Raw genomic sequence first — 16033 nt, forward strand, 5'->3', positions numbered from 1 at the left:
TTTGCTGTTTGATCAAGTCAGTCTATGAACTGACTTCACGTAAGAAATTAATAATCTCGATAGCGTTATCCTGATTACTTAGCTGTTGACCACGCTGCTGTGCTTTAATACGTAATTCCGCTAACAACTTACGATCACTGAGGACTTTCTTTAAGCCTCGATATAACGCTTCTTCTTGATTAGCAGTAATCACACCCGTATCTTGTAAAATCTCGCTCATTCCAGAACAATCTGTCGTAACAACTGGCAATCCCAATAATGTCGCCTCGGTGACCACCGTACTATAGCCCTCGTATCTAGATGAACACACAAACATATCGGCCTGGGCTAAATGAGTATAGGGTTGCTTAACAAATCCCAAAAAATTAACAGTTGCAGCTAAATCAAGATTGAGGACCTGCTTCTTTAATTTATTTAAGTTCTCTCCGACACCCAAAATATCCAATGTAACCCTCAATCCATCTTCATGAATCAACTTGGCCATAATAGGTAACAAACGATCATAACCTTTTTGATAACTTAACCGCCCAATCGTTATTAATTTGATTGGTTGTTCTGTTGTTAAGGGTATTTTTTTATCGACTGCCACATGTTTTAGTACTTGTTTCATATCCAAAGGATTGTAGAGCACTTTAGTCTTTTCCTCTGGCAAATCAATTAGGCTAAGTAAAGCTTGACGGGCTGTCTGAGAAACAAAAACAGTCTGATCAAAACGTTGATAAGTTTGCTGTAATTCCTCAATACTTCGATAAGAAGACCCTAATTTACTCAGCTCATGAAACTCATTATGCACCCAGTTAATTAACCGCGTATTAGGATTAAGACACCCGGCGACAATTCGAGTAGTAGGCCCTTCTAGAAACGAAATCACGGTATCATAATCAGTTTTAACCAATAAACGATAAAGTTGTTGGGGAGTTGTAAGTTTCATCGCGTGAATATTGCCACGAAATTGAGAAATATGTGATTGACGAAGTGTGACGCCTGATGGGATTTGGTCCTGGTAAACATTGTTTTTAAATAATACCAACAAATTAACTGACCATTCATTCAAATCAAATTGCTGCAATAAATCAATTAAAATTTTTTCTGCTCCGCCACCTTTTAGTGTTGGAATCATGAAGAGTACTTTTTTCATAACATGGTTTCCTCTCAAAATAAAGCGAATCCCATTTATATCATAATTAGTCTTAAAACTAACAAGTTGCGCACGGAAAGCAGATAAGCTAGTTTTAAATACTACTAATTTTTAGTGTTTAGATATTAATCACCCTCGGATTAACTAATTTTGTAATCGGCGTCGATGTAGGTGATGATAAATTGGCATTGGTAAAAGTCCAACTATTATTGGCCTTAGTGCAAATACATAATAGTACCACGGTAAATGAACTTCCCTAATAATAAGGTGTTTTAAACGCATTTCATTCAAGCGGTTTTGCCAGTTCCGCTTAGAATAGTCATTTCGTGCATCTGCATATAGATAAATTGTTTGCTGCAAATTATAGCCGTTAAATCCAGACCGATAGAACTTATACCAAAGATGATAATCTTCAACTCGTAATAAGCGACGATCAATACTGTAACCATCAACTTGCCGCAAGGCACTAGCTCGCATCATACATGATGGATGACAAAACGGAGGACCAAAGAAGATATCTTTCATCGTTGGTTTTTCAACATCACCAAGATTTCCCCAAATGCCCTCTTCATCAAAGTGATCTTTACGACCGCTGACTAAAGCATATTCCGGATGGCTATCTAAAAAGTCAACTTCTAACCTCAACCGTTCTGACAAAGAAAGGTCATCCGCGTCTTGACGAGCAATATATTCACCAGTAGCAACCGCTAAACAACGATTCAAGGTTTCATTAAGTCCTAGATTATTTTGATTGCGCAATAGGACAACTTTTTCTGGATGACGCTTCTGTATTTGCTTAGCAATTTCGTAGGTATTATCTTGCGAACCGTCCTCGCACATAATCAACTGCCAATCGGTAAAAGTTTGTTGCAGTAAGGATTCAAAACAATGTTGTAATGTCTGTTCACAATTATAAATTCCCATAATAATTGAGACCTTGGGCTGTTTCATGATCATGCTCCCATTTCTGCATAAATTTTTTGCATTGCCTGAACAGAAGAATTGACAGTAAACGTTGCCGGCAACTCTGCATGATATTTTTGGGGATTATTTAAAATCGTCTTAATTCCTTGAACCATTTCTTGCGAATTTGTTATTAATAAACCTTGATTAGGTTGTTGCAACAGATCGACATGCCCACGAATTTTAGTTATGACAACTGGAACGCCATATGCTAGTGCTTCCATCACATTAACCGGTAAACCCTCGCGCAATGATGAGGAAACCGCCACATCTGCTAGATCTAAATATGGACGAACGTCCTTAACAAGGCCGGTCAAGAAGATATTTCGTTCCAGATTTAATTCTTGAATACGTTGACGGTAAGCCGCTTCGTTGGGCCCATTTCCTAATAAGAAAAGACGATAATTTGAGTGCCCTTCTGCAACCAATTGTGCCATCACGTTAATTAGCATGTCTTGATTCTTTCCCTTACTTAACTCGGCTGCAAAAACCAAAACCTTATCTGCTGGTGTCAATTGATACTGCTGTTTGATCGTATCTGTTAATTCTGGCTGATGAACAACCTCAATATCCGTTCCAATACCTGGAATCTGATGAACAGAGCCATGTTTTTTTAACTTAAAATGAGAGGCGCGTTGATAATCTTCTGTATTAATTGTGACAATCTTATCTGTATAGTGAGCCAATAACTTCTCAATATTGTAATAAGCCAACCAATTAATTCTTGGAGCTCCTTGATAGAAGTGGAATCCATGAGCAGTATAAACGACATAACTCTGTTGATGATGCGCTGCTAATCGCGTAATAACAGAAGCATTTGGCGTATGAGTATGGATAATATCATAATGTGTTTGTTTGAATAATTGTTTTAATTGAAAGTAAGCTTGAAGATTATCTGTTGCCAGCGGATTACGCTGAAAGGAAATATCATGCCGTTTTAAGTGACTAAGACGATTATCTAAGGGATTTTCAATTCGACAAGCTAGCTCAACTTCGTGACCTTGTGCAATTAAAGCTTCAATATGGGGAATCAAAAAAGCATTAATTGTATTTGAAATCGTGGTTATCTGTAGAATCTTCATCACCATTTCCTCCTATCTTTTAAGAAGCACCATGAGCGCTTCGCTTAACTTGAGAGAATTGTTGTTTTTGTTGTCTAATTGCTTGGCGCAAACGTAAAGCAACCCACTCAATATCTTGCATCTTCATCTTGGTATCTGACGGCAAACACAAACCATTGGCAAATAAATAATCGCTATATCTACCACCGTAAACTTGTTGCTGATTAAAGACTGGCTGTTGATGCATTGGCTTCCAGATAGGACGACTTTCAATGTTGTCAGCTGCTAAAGTAGCAATTAACTGATTAGGATCAATTCCCTCCACCGTCAAACAGCTTAACCAAAAATTACAAAAGCTCCCCTTTGGTTCCGGCATCCACTGAATTTGTGGAATATCACTTAGTAAACGACGGTACTGATGAAAAATTGCCCGCTTTTGAGCAATACGTTCACTTAAAACCTTTAATTGACCTCGACCAATTCCAGCACAAACGTTACTTAAACGGTAGTTATAACCAATCTCTCGATGCTCGTAATGCAATGTCTTTTCACGAGCCTGAGTTGCTAAATATTTAGCTCTTTGAGCAATTTGATTATTAGCCGTTACTAACATGCCACCGCCAGAAGTCGTAATGATTTTATTGCCATTAAAAGAATAAATACCGATATCTCCAATTGTGCCAGTTTGTTGACCGTGATAAGTACTACCTAATGATTCCGCCGCATCTTCGATGACTGGAACGTGATACTGCCGGCATAATGCCATAATTTCATTCATTTTAGCCGGGATACCATATAAGTGAACAACAATTACAGCTTTAACATTAGGCTGCGTCTTTAAAGCTGTTTCTAACGCTTGGGGATCCATATTCCAAGTTTCACATTCGCTATCAATAAAAACAGGTGTTGCACCTTCATAACAAATGGGATTTGCACTTGCAGAAAAGGTTAACGTCGAACATAAAACCACATCACCGGCTTGAACATTTAATGCTTTTAAAGCCAAGTGGATAGCAGCAGTCCCCGATGAAACAGCAACTGCATGCTTTTGACCTACGATTTTAGTAACTTCAGCCTCGAAAAGATCAACATTCTCACCCAAAGGTGCAATCCAATTTTTTTCAAAAGCTTTCTTAACATAATATTGTTCCCACCCCGCATCACTCATATGCGGAGAAGCTAATAGAATTTTCTTTGCCACTTATTATCACTCCCTAATCCGTCTCTATATTAGATATTTCTCATATTCATTAAACGTTAGTCGTCTTAAAACCACATTCCTAACATAAGTTTTTTTTTATTATTAAACTAAGAAAATAGTTTAAATTCTTTGTTTTTAGTTTAACAATAAAATTATTTTAATACAACATTTTTATCGTTATAATTATTAATTTCAAAAAAATAAAATTAATACGCTGTTATATGGTAGTTTTAAAGGTGCGATGTATTAATTTTAAAACAAGAACCATGAATAACACTTGTGATTTTTATTTTTAATTACTGTTTTTAAAATAAAAAAAGAGACCCAGAAAATGTCTGAGTCTCTCTATAAAAAAATTATAGTTTATTAAGCTAGCTAATAATCAAAAATTATATCTCTCAACTCATTAGCTCATTATTTCGATTTCGAGTTGGATGAACTAACGTTAGTCTCAACTGGCGCACTAATTAATGCTATAAATACGCCAATAAGTAATCCCACTAATATTCCTGCAAACACTATAATCCATTTCTTGGGGGAGGATACCGAGGCTGCCGGTCTGGCCTTCGATAAAACTTCGGTTTTAACATCGGATGTTATTGCATCCGCACGCGCTTGAAAGACGGATGTTAAATTATTCGCAGTTATCGCAGCACGTTTGGGATCGGTATCCGTAACTGTTATAGAAAAAATTTGTGAGTTTTCGGTATTATCGGTACTAATTGAATTCATCAATGTTTCTAAAGACCCGGTATAAGACTGCGTACGCTTAATTGTATTCAATACCGGACGTACAATACTGGGATCAGTTACCATATCCATATAAGTTGTTATTAGCGCGGAATCATTTAAGTCAACATTATTTTTCTCGGAACTATTTTTATTATTCTGTAGTACTATAATTCGACTTGTTGACGAATAAGTTGGCTTCAACACCTTCTGAGCAGCAAATATACTAATAATGCCACCTAGTATTGTTAGACAAATAATAAGCCATGCCTTCTTTTTGAAAGCCATAATAATATTATCTAAATTCATACTTCTATTTTTCATGAGCTGAACTCCTCTATTAAATATGCATTTCAAATCTAAGAATACGACCTTGAAGTTATCATACAACATCCATATTACGATTAAAAATATAAAGCTAAATATAGCCAAATAAGTTTAATCAGAACTCTCAATAAGATGATGATTATTACGCTCGGAAAAAACAATTCCAAAAACAAACCAAACAAGTGGAGAATTATTGAGAGATAGTGCGATGAAATAGATAAATATAGTTGCAACCATTAATGCTAATGTCTTTGAAAATTTTACGCTCACATGAAGATTGTAGATCACTCGTAGAATCAGCCAAATCAGAAAAATACTTGCTAGCGGAACTCCCCACTGAGCCATAAGTTGAAGGAAAGTATTATGAGATAACACTGAAACATTAAATAAAATTTGAGATACGCTCAAATAACTAGTCATCCCCACACCAATCCCATGAACAGCATCAATGATTTTTAATCCTATTTCCCAAAGTATTGTTCGACCTGAACCACCAGAATCAAGTGCATTCGGATCAAAGAGACTCATTAGCCGCTGTACAAGTGGTGATTGACCTAAAATTTCTCCCAAATTTTGTGCATATGGAATCCAAAATTGTTTCGTAAAATAAATAACAATTATCAAGCAAATAATAGGAATAAGACCTAAAAATACACGATATAGGGTATTTAAATTGTTTATAAAATACTTAATCAAAATAATCGTTGTTAGTACAATAACAACGACCACAGAGGTTTTTGATCCTGATAGTAGCATTGAACTGATTAAGAGTATACTTAAAATGTTGGAATGTTTAAACTTAATATCTGAAGCAATCAATATACAAACTGACATTGCCTGAACCAGGGAGAAATAATTAGGATCATTCATAAAACCAAAAAATCGTTCTGCAGAATAATACATAAACGGTAGTGTGCCCTGTAAACCAGCCAAAGTTGAAATAATTCCGATGACAGCGATTAAAACGTTGAAATTAACAAATGCTCTAAAAATAGTTTTAATCGCAGAAAAGGGCAGTTGTTGTGCAATAAAAAAATAAATAATAATAATTAAGTATTTTATGATGGCCGATTTATCAATCGGACTACCAGGAACTAAATATGGCATTATTGTCGCACTTATCAATAACGCATAAATTCCGGTAAAACATAAAAATAAATCTATTGCAGCAAATTTGAGATCATAGCCGTAACTTAGAAATATCACTAACAGTAAAATCGGCAAAAGAATAGTTGTCCACGACAAATTTAAACCAAAAAAAACTCGTGATCCTGATAGCGCTATCCCCCATAATACAAGCAATATTTGCACAGGCCTCGACGGTTGATCGGTTAATAATAAATTAGTCTCTTTAATATCCACGTGACTATCCCCACCTAACCCTTAAAAATTAATATTATTATCATCATAATCAGATTGTTCAATAAATAATTTTATATGGTTAAACACATTAAAATTAATTAACCTTAATCGTCCATTAAATATATCTAATCACAGTGATTAGATATCCGCAACTAATATACTTGTTTATTAATCAAAAAAATTTAATTTAAATAAAAAACTCATAGCATATTCATCAGTTATGACGTCATTTATACGCCACAAAACAAGAACATTGCTATGAGTCTTATTAAAAATATTAATTATATAGTATCAAAGCGTTTTTAAAGAAAATAATGACGCGTTAACTCTAACGCGGTTTGATCCATAATTTTTTCACCATATTCGCTTAAAATTTCTGGTGTTACCTTAGTTTTATTGCCATATTCATGGGCAATAACAAGTGCATTGTCTGGTGTCATTTCCCGCATTTCATCAGTAAATAAAACTAATTCAATATAAAAATCATTTTTATAGCGATAGAGATTAGAGACCCCCGCCTCCAAACGCAAAGCATCAGCTAACTGAATCATAGCCTCAAAATCATCTAATTTTAAGACAACATCGCGATAATCCACATCTTCATCTTGCAAATAACGACTTAAATCATCGCCGTCGTCATCAGCATCTGATGTTTGCAGAAGCTTTTGTAAGTCATTTAGTTGGTGTTGATTTTTGGTTACACGGTTCGTTAACGCTTTTGTTAAAGCTGTCTTATCTTCTTTTTCATCATCATCTAATTTACTAATCAACAATTCCAAGCCGTCTTTATTCGGCATTACCTGAAAAGTCACGGCATCATTGTTTGCAAACATATGATCAGCATCGACCTCTTCTAAAATACTATAGAAGAATTTCTCTATTTGTTGATGATTACCTAGCAAATCTAACATTGTTACACCGCGCTCTTCTAAATCGTCAGCGCCTAGAACAACGCGAATCGTATTATCATCGACTCGTTCCATTTCCATTCGGTCCACCTCATTTCTTCAGACCATCCAGTTGTATTAACAACTAGTAGAAGCTATGTTACTTCTCATTTGAGTATACTACATCAACCTTGCGAAAAACACAAAGAATTGTTGCTACAATGGTCTATTCTAGAAAAACACAATACGATATTTTAACATAGGACGACCTTAATTAGCGACTAATGACGTTCGACGATTAAAGAGACGCTGGATAAACAACGATTATTTTAAATAATAGTACTAAAAAAGTCCGAGACAAACAATCTGCCCCGAACTTTGTTTAACTATTCAAACTTTAGAACCCTGCCATTAATTGTGCTTGTTGCAACTCCAGAGCTCGAACCTCACGTGGTAAGAACCGACGAATTTCGTCTTCGTTGTAACCGACTTGCAAACGCTTGTCGTCCATAATGATAGGCCGACGTAACAAGCCTGGGTTTTTCTCGACTAAATCAAGTAATTCATCCATTGTCAAATCATCCAAATTAATACCTAATTCTTGGAAAACTTTTGAACGAGTTGAGATAATTTCTTCCGTACCGTCTTCAGTCATACGTAAGATTTGTTTGATTTCATCTTTGGTCAATGGTTCAGAAAAAATATTCCTTTCTTTAAAAGGTATATCATGTTCTTTTAACCAGGCCCGTGCCTTGCGGCAAGATGTGCAACTTGGAGATGTATATAAATTTACCATAACATTCGCTCCTTTAACAACAAATCTATGATTAATACACTTTAACTTCTTAATTAATTCACAAATCTATTATAACCATAATCTCAATTAATTACTACCCCTTTTTTTAATTTTTCTATATAAAAAGTATCATAATCAACCTTAAGTCCTAGATGTAATCCTTATTATATCAAGCCTCACAATATTTATCACTGATACAAAGATGTCCTAATCTTTTTGAAAATAAATTTATGATGTTGATAATTTTTTTCAAATGAAATTTTGTTTCATTGTGAACTCATTCGAAGCAAAAGCCCATGAATAAAGAGTTTAACTTACTTTTTTATAGTGAACATTATAACTAAAGTGTGATTTGTAACCCGGTTCTAGCCAACTGAATTGGTATACCTTCGGCTTGTTGCGTAGCCTCGGTTAAAATCTTCTGTTGCTCAATTTGTTGTGGGAGGTGACTTAATAGTAATTGGTGAGCCTGTGCTTCAACTGCAAGCTGACCCGATTGTGCCGCTGTCATATGCCACATTTTGCCTGTTTTAGTTGAATCAAAGTTAGTATCTGTAATTAGGAGATCCGCATTCTGGGCAAAATCAGCTAATTCTGAAAAATAACGTGTGTCCGCCGTAAATACTAACACTTTACCTGTTTGATTCATTATGCGCATTGCAAAAGTTGGAACTGGGTGAATCGTTCGACAAAAACTAATTGTCAATGGTCCTAACTGCAAAGTATCGTCTGGATCATAGGCCTGACCAACTGTGGCAGTTGGCCAAGTTAAACTGCCAAAATTCAGAGGATCCTCAGTATTACCATAAATTGGCAACAATGCTTCTTTCCGCTGCCCCTGTCTTAACTGCCAATAATATTGTAAAACCCCAACATCAGCAATATGATCTTGATGATAATGGCTTAAGATAACGGCATCTAATTGCAAAGGATCCAGCTGCTCCTGCAACACTTTTAAAACGCCACTACCACAATCCAACAGTAAGGCATAACCTTGCTCTTCAATCAAAAAACCGGTGGTCCCATCTGTTGCAGTAGGATAGCCGCCATAATAACCCAAAACTGTAACCTTCATTTTAACAATCCTTTCCCTTATAAAGTTTGATATTAACTCTTTTATTATTAACGTAGCCTTTGTTCTGAAGGACGTGTTAATTCTACAATTCGTTGATAACGATGAATCGTAAAAATATGAAAAGCCCCATAAATCCCAAAAACAACCACCGTTAAAATATAAAGTAACCCTAGTTGTAAATGATCTAAATTACCGCCGATAACCCGCATAATTAGTAAACCGTTAATAATTCCAAAAGTTACTGGTAATAAATAGATTAAAAGACTGTAAGTACTAATAATTTGATTGATTTTAACTTGATCAACGCCCATCTTCTTTAGCGTTAGATATTCATAACGATCATTCTCGGCTTCTGCCAATTGCCGTAACGAAAAAATACTAGCCCAAGCAAAGGACATTAAAATACCTAATGTACCAACCACAAAGACCGTCAACCCTAATGTACGTTGAATCAAAATATGAGTTGGGCCACGTACATAATAATTGTTGCTTTCATATTGAGTCGTATTATTGTGACTACGCCCTTGATAAATATGCATCCTAACTTGACTAAGTTTTTTAGCATCTATGAATTGTAACTGCCGAACTGCCTTATTAGCATAAGAAGCCTCATCGATAGCACTTAATGTTTTACCAGCCGGTGCAATTTTTCTAATGGCATAAGCTAATAATTCGCGAGAATTCTGACTGCTCAATTGTTTAAAAACATGATCAGAAACCACCAACAAATTATCGAAGAATAAATAACCGCCTAATGGGTAAGCTCGTGAATAAGCAACTATTTGTAAGTTATGAATTGCGGATTGTGCCAACTGAATTTTATTTTGTAACAGAACTTGAACAGGTACCCGTTGTAAATAAAAATCCCGCGAAACATACAAAGCTTGTTTATCGGTTAACGCTAACCTAGGTAAATTAGGTTGATGCTGGCGAGCATTTCGATAATCTTGTAGGGAAATAACTTCAATTGGTAGTGAGTGCCCTTGCATGATTTTTTTAGCTTGAGGTCCCTGTAATTGCGCCGCTGTAATTTTGATCGTGAAATTGGTTAGTCGTTTACTCTTACCGCCATTAGCATGAATTTTTCGTAAAATTGTATCTTGGTTTTGATAATCAGTTACCAAGTCAATTGGTGTATCTTCTTGAACTGTCCGATTGCCAAAAGCATATAAAACCGCAGCTAGTCCTAACATCACAATCGAGGCCGTCACAAATAACGTCGTTAAAGTTAAGGATTGATGATGTTCTGCAAATTCATCACCGGTAATGGCAAAGTCTAATAAATGACGACGTGATACAGGACAACGCCGACTTCTAAGCCAACGTAAAAATGAGGGCAGACTATTTTGATAGGTTAACCAAACACCTAATAACAGCGTCACAATAATTAAAAAAGTAGCGTAAGAAGCCGGCTGATTAATTTGCAATGTCTCTAAAAAACGGAACCAATTAAACCGCAACAAAAGAAAATGGCAAGTCACTAGTAAAAGCGGTCCGAGCCACGCTAAAAATCTATTAATTAGCGTTGATTGTTGTATTTGATAATTATTCTCGGGATAAAGTAGCCGAACAATCCGCAAACTTGCAATCCGTGCCGAATCAATTAATGAAGCTAACAAATAAACCCCAATAAAACTACCAGCGGTAATCAACAAAGCTGGTAGTGAAAACCAATGATTAGTCTCAGCAACAACGCCCATTAAACGTAGCAATAGCATCGTGTAAAGCTTGCTAAATAGCAGTCCTAAAATTAAGCCAATACTTAACTGTAACCCTTCAACAAAAAAAGTTTCGCACGAAAACAACGCTGCCAACTGTGGTCTAGTCAATCCGGAAAGCAACAAAACCCCCATTTCCTGATGTTGCTGTTTCATAAAAAAACGATTTGCGTAGACAATAATGGCGAAGCTAAATAAAACAATCGCAATAAACAAAACAACTAACAGGCTCAGCGTATTGTCAAAACTGACTAATTTACGTAAATGGTGATCATGATAGGCGGATAAACTAGCATAAGCCACCATAATTAATAAAGAAATCGCCACAATATAAAGTGAGCGACCAATTAAATGGCGGCGAAAGTTGCGATAGGCTGTTTTAAGAATCACGTTGCATCACTCCCCCACCAATAGCAGCTTGCATGTCAATAATTTGGTTGAAGAACTTTTGGCGGGTACCAGAACGTACAACTTCCGAGAAGAAAGCACCATCTTTGATGAACAAGATCCGATTACAGTAGCTAGCTGTAAATGCATCATGGGTTACCATCATAATGGTGGTTTCATCTTCTAAATTAATCGTGGCTAAATATTGCAATAACTCTGTAGCCGACTTTGAATCCAAACTTCCAGTTGGTTCATCAGCAAATAAGATTTGTGGCTTGGTCATTAAAGCACGAGCCGCTGAAACTCGCTGCTTTTGGCCAATTGATAATTCATTAGGATAACGGTTAAGTAAAGTCGTTAATGCTAATTGGTCACTGAAATATGCCAAACGCGTTTCAATTTCACTAGTTGGCAGCTTAGTTAAAGTTAACGGGAAAATAATGTTTTCTCTGACAGTCAGTGCTGTTAGCAAATTAAAATCTTGAAAAATAAAACCAATTTGATCACGGCGAAAACTGGCTAACTCGCTTTCAGACAAATGCGTAATCTCCTGACCTGCCAGAAAGACTTGACCAGTTGTTGGTTGGTCAATTGTTGAAACAATGTTCAATAGTGTGGTTTTGCCTGCACCGGAAGGCCCCATGATACCCACAAATTCACCACGATCAATTTTAAAACTCAAGTTATTAAGTGCTCTCACTAAGGTAGCTCGAGCCCCAAAATTCTTAGATACTTGTTTAACCTCAACCATTCGCATGGGAAACCCTCCTGACTTTAATATCTCATTTGATAAAGATGCCTACTTTTAAATTACCGGACCTTGATACGCACGAACAGGAATCTGCTCAAAATTTAAATGGCGTAATTCCAAAGGTTGATCTGTAAAATAAGTCGTTGCCTCAGCAAGCATCAAGTTCAATCGTTCAGCTTCCTGAGCCACAACCACAACTGGTAAGGGCGGTAAAGATTGTGGTGCACGTTGCCACTCGTTACGAGCATGCCAGTAACCGACTTCAAAAGCAGTTCCATCGTCTGACCCATTAAGATTAGTTTCAGAATCAGCAATAACCACCAAGACGTCTGCACCATTTAATCCATCTAAGTCACATTGAAAAACTTGCCGCCGCCATTCTGGTGACATTGGCGTTAATTTTTGAATGGCTGGATCTTGATCTGTTTCATCCTTGGGACTAAAAACCGCATCGACCGTCGGATTACACTCTAGCAATGCTTTGATTTGGGCAACGCGACGTGCTTCAATACCAAACTTATCAAAAAATGGACCTGCTAAATATATTTTTACCATTGAACTCACCTTGATTTTTTCAATTTATTTGTTAATTTTGTTGGTCATATTCTTATATTGAGCATACTATAATTACACCAAAAAACAACGCTTACTAACAAATAGTTTTATAAGCCAGTATCTAATCTAACAACGTATAGAGGACACTTTTATTATTGCCTAGTTCTTTAAAATCATTAAGAGAATAATAATTTACCTATCTCGTTGCGAGATTATAAAATTCAGCAAAAATAAAATCATTTTACAATCAGGCGATTATTTGTGTTTTGGCTGTAAAACCAGTAACATAAAAGCAGAATTAACAAGGAGGCGGGATATTGTGTACAAAGTAATGATCGTAGAAGATGATCAAACAATCGCCCAATTAATTGCTGAAAATATCGAAAAATGGCAGCTTAGCGCTTATGTTATTCAGGACTTCAACCAAGTTGACACTGAATTTAAATTGCAAAAGCCTGATCTTGTCTTAATGGATATTAACTTACCAGTCTATGATGGCTATTACTGGAATCAAAAAATTCATGATAATTCTGAAGTTCCGATCATTTTTATCTCATCTCGCAACACCAATATGGATATGGTGATGGCAATGAATATGGGCGCTGATGACTTTGTCAATAAGCCATTTTCGATGGAAGTGTTAATGGCCAAGATTAATGCGTTATTACGCCGAACTTACGGCTATCACGAACAAAACACCAGTTATTTAGAACATAAGGGTTTAAAACTTAATTTGCAAAGTGGGGACGCGCAATTTGGTGACCAAGTCATTAACCTTTCCAAAAACGAATATAAATTACTTCAATTTATGATGCATTCACCCGGTAAAATCATTTCCCGAGACCGCTTATTACGTGAGTTATGGGAAGATGAACGTTTCGTTGACGATAATACCTTAACTGTCAACGTTAATCGTTTACGTCGTAAAATTGAACAAGTTGGCTTAAAAGACTTCATCGTCACTAAAGTTGGTCAGGGTTATTTAATACCTTAACCTGTTTTTCTTGTGTGAAGCGATGATGATACAACGAATCCCAGTTTGATGTAGAAAGGACTATTATGACTTTTCGCTTTTTCTTACGAGATCACTTATTACAAATTGTTTTTTGGTTAATCGGCTTATTACTTTTAAATCTATTAATTTGGTTAGATCCCTCGCATACGTTGTCTTTAGTCAATCTTTTTTATTTAGATTTACTAATGGTACTTTTTTTGGGGGTCTTCTTATTTATTTTATATCTAAATCGCCGGCGATGGTTTCAAGAAATTGATCAAAAAATTAAAAATCCTGATAATATCTTAAATTCACCACTCGAAGATGCGCATACTTATAGTGAACAACAAGTTCAAACTTATGGGCAAACTTTAATCGATACTCATCGCCAAATTTTAAATAATATTGTGGCTGAACAAGGTGATCAACGGGAATTTATTGACAGTTGGGTCCATGATATCAAGGTTCCCTTAGCGGCTCTTACATTAATTAGCGATGATCTTGAATTAGATATTGGCGAACAAAAATATTACCAGTTAACTAACGAAATTAATCGCATTAACCATTATGTCGAAGAAGTTCTTTATTATTCAAGATTGAGTAATTTTGCTAATGATTACTTAATTGCCCAATATGATTTGAAATCAATTGTTAATCCTGTTATTCGCGACAATATGAATTATTTCATTCATAAACACATTCAATTGAAACAAGAAAAGCTTGATTATACTGTTTTAACTGATCAAAAATGGTTAGGCTTTATCATCCAACAAATTTTAAGTAATGGTTTAAAATATACGCCGGAAAATGGTACTATTACTATTAACGTTGTCACTACTTCGCAGGACTTACAATTACGCATTGCGGATACTGGTGTTGGCATTAGCGAAGCAGATCTGCCCCGCATATTTGAAAAAGGTTTTACCGGCGAGAATGGACGTCATGCCGATACACACGCCACTGGCCTAGGTCTATACTTAGCAGCTAAACTTGCTAAAAAACTAGGTCATACTTTATCAGCATCATCTGAAGTTGGCATCGGTACCACGATTACCATTCATTTTCCCATACTGAGCTATTACAATAGTCCAGGCAGTAGACAGCGGCTACAACCATAACGCCGTTATCTGATTCAACTCAACTTTATTAAACTGAACTTATTAATTCCTAATAAATCGAGGTTTTTATCATGACAAATGATTATATTCAAGCTTTAACAATTGCTGGTAATGATTCTGACGGCAGCGCAGGAATGCCTGCTGACTTACACAGTTTCTTTTGCCGTAATGTTTATGGAATGGGCTTAATTACTTCTGCCGTAGCAGGTAATTCTTATCAAATTGAAGCAGCCCATATTATGCCCGCATCGTTTATTGAACAACAATTTAAGACCTTGGCCAAAGACTTCAAGATTCGCGCTAGTAAAACAGGCATGCTTGCTAACGAAGAAGTCATTAATGTGGTTGCAGATAATTATCAAAAAGTCGACTTCGGTCCGCTAGTGGTTGATCCGGTAATCATTACCAAACATGGGGCAATGTTATTAGAACAAAGTGCCTATGAAACTTTCCGAGAGAAATTATTACCACTGGCCACCGTCTTAACCCCTAATTTTTATGAAGCTCAAAAATTAACAGAATTACCTTTAGCAACACCAGCAGAAATTGCTCAGGGTGCTAAAATTCTCCAAAAGTTAGGGGCTAAAAACGTCATGATTAAAGGCCGTCATGATGATGAAAACCAAAAAGAAGTAACAGATTATATTCTGCTAGAAAATGGCGATAGCTTTACGTTAACTGAATCATATGTTCATACTGATCGGGTTAACGGTACTGGTGATACCTTATCGGCTGTTATTACTGCCGAACTAGCTAAGGGGCAAGATGTCGCTACTGCGATTAAAACGGCTAAGAAATTTGTTCATGCAGCAATTGCCAACCCCATTGAAGTTGGGCATCAATTTGGTCCGATTAATCACTGGGCTGCCGCTGAAAAAAGCAATGATTAATATTCTCAATAACAACTCCAACGTAAGTTTAACTAGTCTCTAGTTAGGTTTACGTTTTTTTATTTCTCACGAGAATGAAAA

15 protein-coding genes are annotated in these 16033 nt (G+C 36.1%); 3 read left to right on the plus strand and 12 right to left on the minus strand.

Going from position 1 to position 16033, the window contains the following annotated elements:
* Positions 1-22: 22 nt before the first annotated feature.
* From FC84_RS06830 to FC84_RS06885, 12 genes are all read right to left on the minus strand, one after another.
* Complete coding sequence (locus tag FC84_RS06830) at positions 23-1138, minus strand: glycosyltransferase (protein WP_057757138.1); 1116 nt, start codon at positions 1136-1138, stop codon at positions 23-25.
* 144 nt (positions 1139-1282) lie between these two features.
* Positions 1283-2089 (minus strand): glycosyltransferase family 2 protein, encoded by an 807-nt coding sequence (locus FC84_RS06835; RefSeq protein ID WP_057757140.1) that lies wholly within the window; start codon positions 2087-2089, stop codon positions 1283-1285.
* Between the two features lie 2 nt (positions 2090-2091).
* On the minus strand, positions 2092-3183 hold the full coding sequence (locus FC84_RS06840; protein WP_057757142.1) for a glycosyltransferase family 4 protein: 1092 nt from the start codon (positions 3181-3183) through the stop codon (positions 2092-2094).
* A 19-nt stretch (positions 3184-3202) separates the two neighbouring features.
* Complete coding sequence (locus FC84_RS06845; protein WP_057757293.1) at positions 3203-4330, minus strand: aminotransferase class I/II-fold pyridoxal phosphate-dependent enzyme; 1128 nt, start codon at positions 4328-4330, stop codon at positions 3203-3205.
* A 447-nt stretch (positions 4331-4777) separates the two neighbouring features.
* Positions 4778-5416, minus strand: coding sequence for a YveK family protein (locus FC84_RS06850; RefSeq protein WP_057757144.1), 639 nt, complete (start codon positions 5414-5416; stop codon positions 4778-4780).
* 114 nt (positions 5417-5530) lie between these two features.
* Positions 5531-6781: an O-antigen ligase family protein gene (locus FC84_RS06855; RefSeq protein WP_057757146.1), complete on the minus strand. Its 1251-nt coding sequence runs from the start codon at positions 6779-6781 to the stop codon at positions 5531-5533.
* A gap of 302 nt (positions 6782-7083) precedes the next feature.
* Positions 7084-7770 carry an adaptor protein MecA gene (locus tag FC84_RS06860; protein WP_057757148.1) on the minus strand — a complete coding sequence of 229 codons (687 nt, stop codon included), beginning with the start codon at positions 7768-7770 and terminating at the stop codon, positions 7084-7086.
* 295 nt (positions 7771-8065) lie between these two features.
* The gene (spxA, locus tag FC84_RS06865; protein WP_057757150.1) at positions 8066-8464 is read right to left on the minus strand and encodes a transcriptional regulator SpxA; all 399 of its coding nucleotides are present in this window, start codon (positions 8462-8464) and stop codon (positions 8066-8068) included.
* 340 nt (positions 8465-8804) lie between these two features.
* Entirely contained in the window at positions 8805-9539 is a 735-nt protein-coding gene (locus FC84_RS06870; protein WP_057757152.1) for an MBL fold metallo-hydrolase, read from the minus strand.
* Between the two features lie 47 nt (positions 9540-9586).
* Positions 9587-11647: an FtsX-like permease family protein gene (locus FC84_RS06875; protein WP_057757153.1), complete on the minus strand. Its 2061-nt coding sequence runs from the start codon at positions 11645-11647 to the stop codon at positions 9587-9589.
* Complete coding sequence (locus FC84_RS06880; protein WP_225733073.1) at positions 11637-12401, minus strand: ABC transporter ATP-binding protein; 765 nt, start codon at positions 12399-12401, stop codon at positions 11637-11639. The genes FC84_RS06875 and FC84_RS06880 overlap by 11 nt, the downstream gene beginning before the upstream one ends.
* A 48-nt stretch (positions 12402-12449) precedes the next feature.
* Positions 12450-12950, minus strand: a complete 501-nt coding sequence (locus tag FC84_RS06885; RefSeq protein WP_057757154.1) for a nucleoside 2-deoxyribosyltransferase — start codon at positions 12948-12950, stop codon at positions 12450-12452.
* 319 nt (positions 12951-13269) lie between these two features.
* Here FC84_RS06885 and FC84_RS06890 point away from each other — a divergent pair, with 319 nt between their 5' ends.
* From FC84_RS06890 to thiD, 3 genes are all read left to right on the plus strand, one after another.
* Positions 13270-13944 carry a response regulator transcription factor gene (locus FC84_RS06890; RefSeq protein ID WP_057757155.1) on the plus strand — a complete coding sequence of 225 codons (675 nt, stop codon included), beginning with the start codon at positions 13270-13272 and terminating at the stop codon, positions 13942-13944.
* A gap of 65 nt (positions 13945-14009) precedes the next feature.
* A complete protein-coding gene (locus tag FC84_RS06895; protein ID WP_057757158.1) occupies positions 14010-15062 on the plus strand; it encodes a sensor histidine kinase in 1053 nt (350 codons plus the stop codon).
* A gap of 71 nt (positions 15063-15133) precedes the next feature.
* Complete coding sequence (gene thiD / locus FC84_RS06900; protein WP_057757161.1) at positions 15134-15952, plus strand: bifunctional hydroxymethylpyrimidine kinase/phosphomethylpyrimidine kinase; 819 nt, start codon at positions 15134-15136, stop codon at positions 15950-15952.
* The last annotated feature ends 81 nt before the right edge of the window (positions 15953-16033 follow it).

The organism is Lapidilactobacillus dextrinicus DSM 20335, from assembly GCF_001436095.1.
GTDB classification, from domain to species: domain Bacteria; phylum Bacillota; class Bacilli; order Lactobacillales; family Lactobacillaceae; genus Lapidilactobacillus; species Lapidilactobacillus dextrinicus.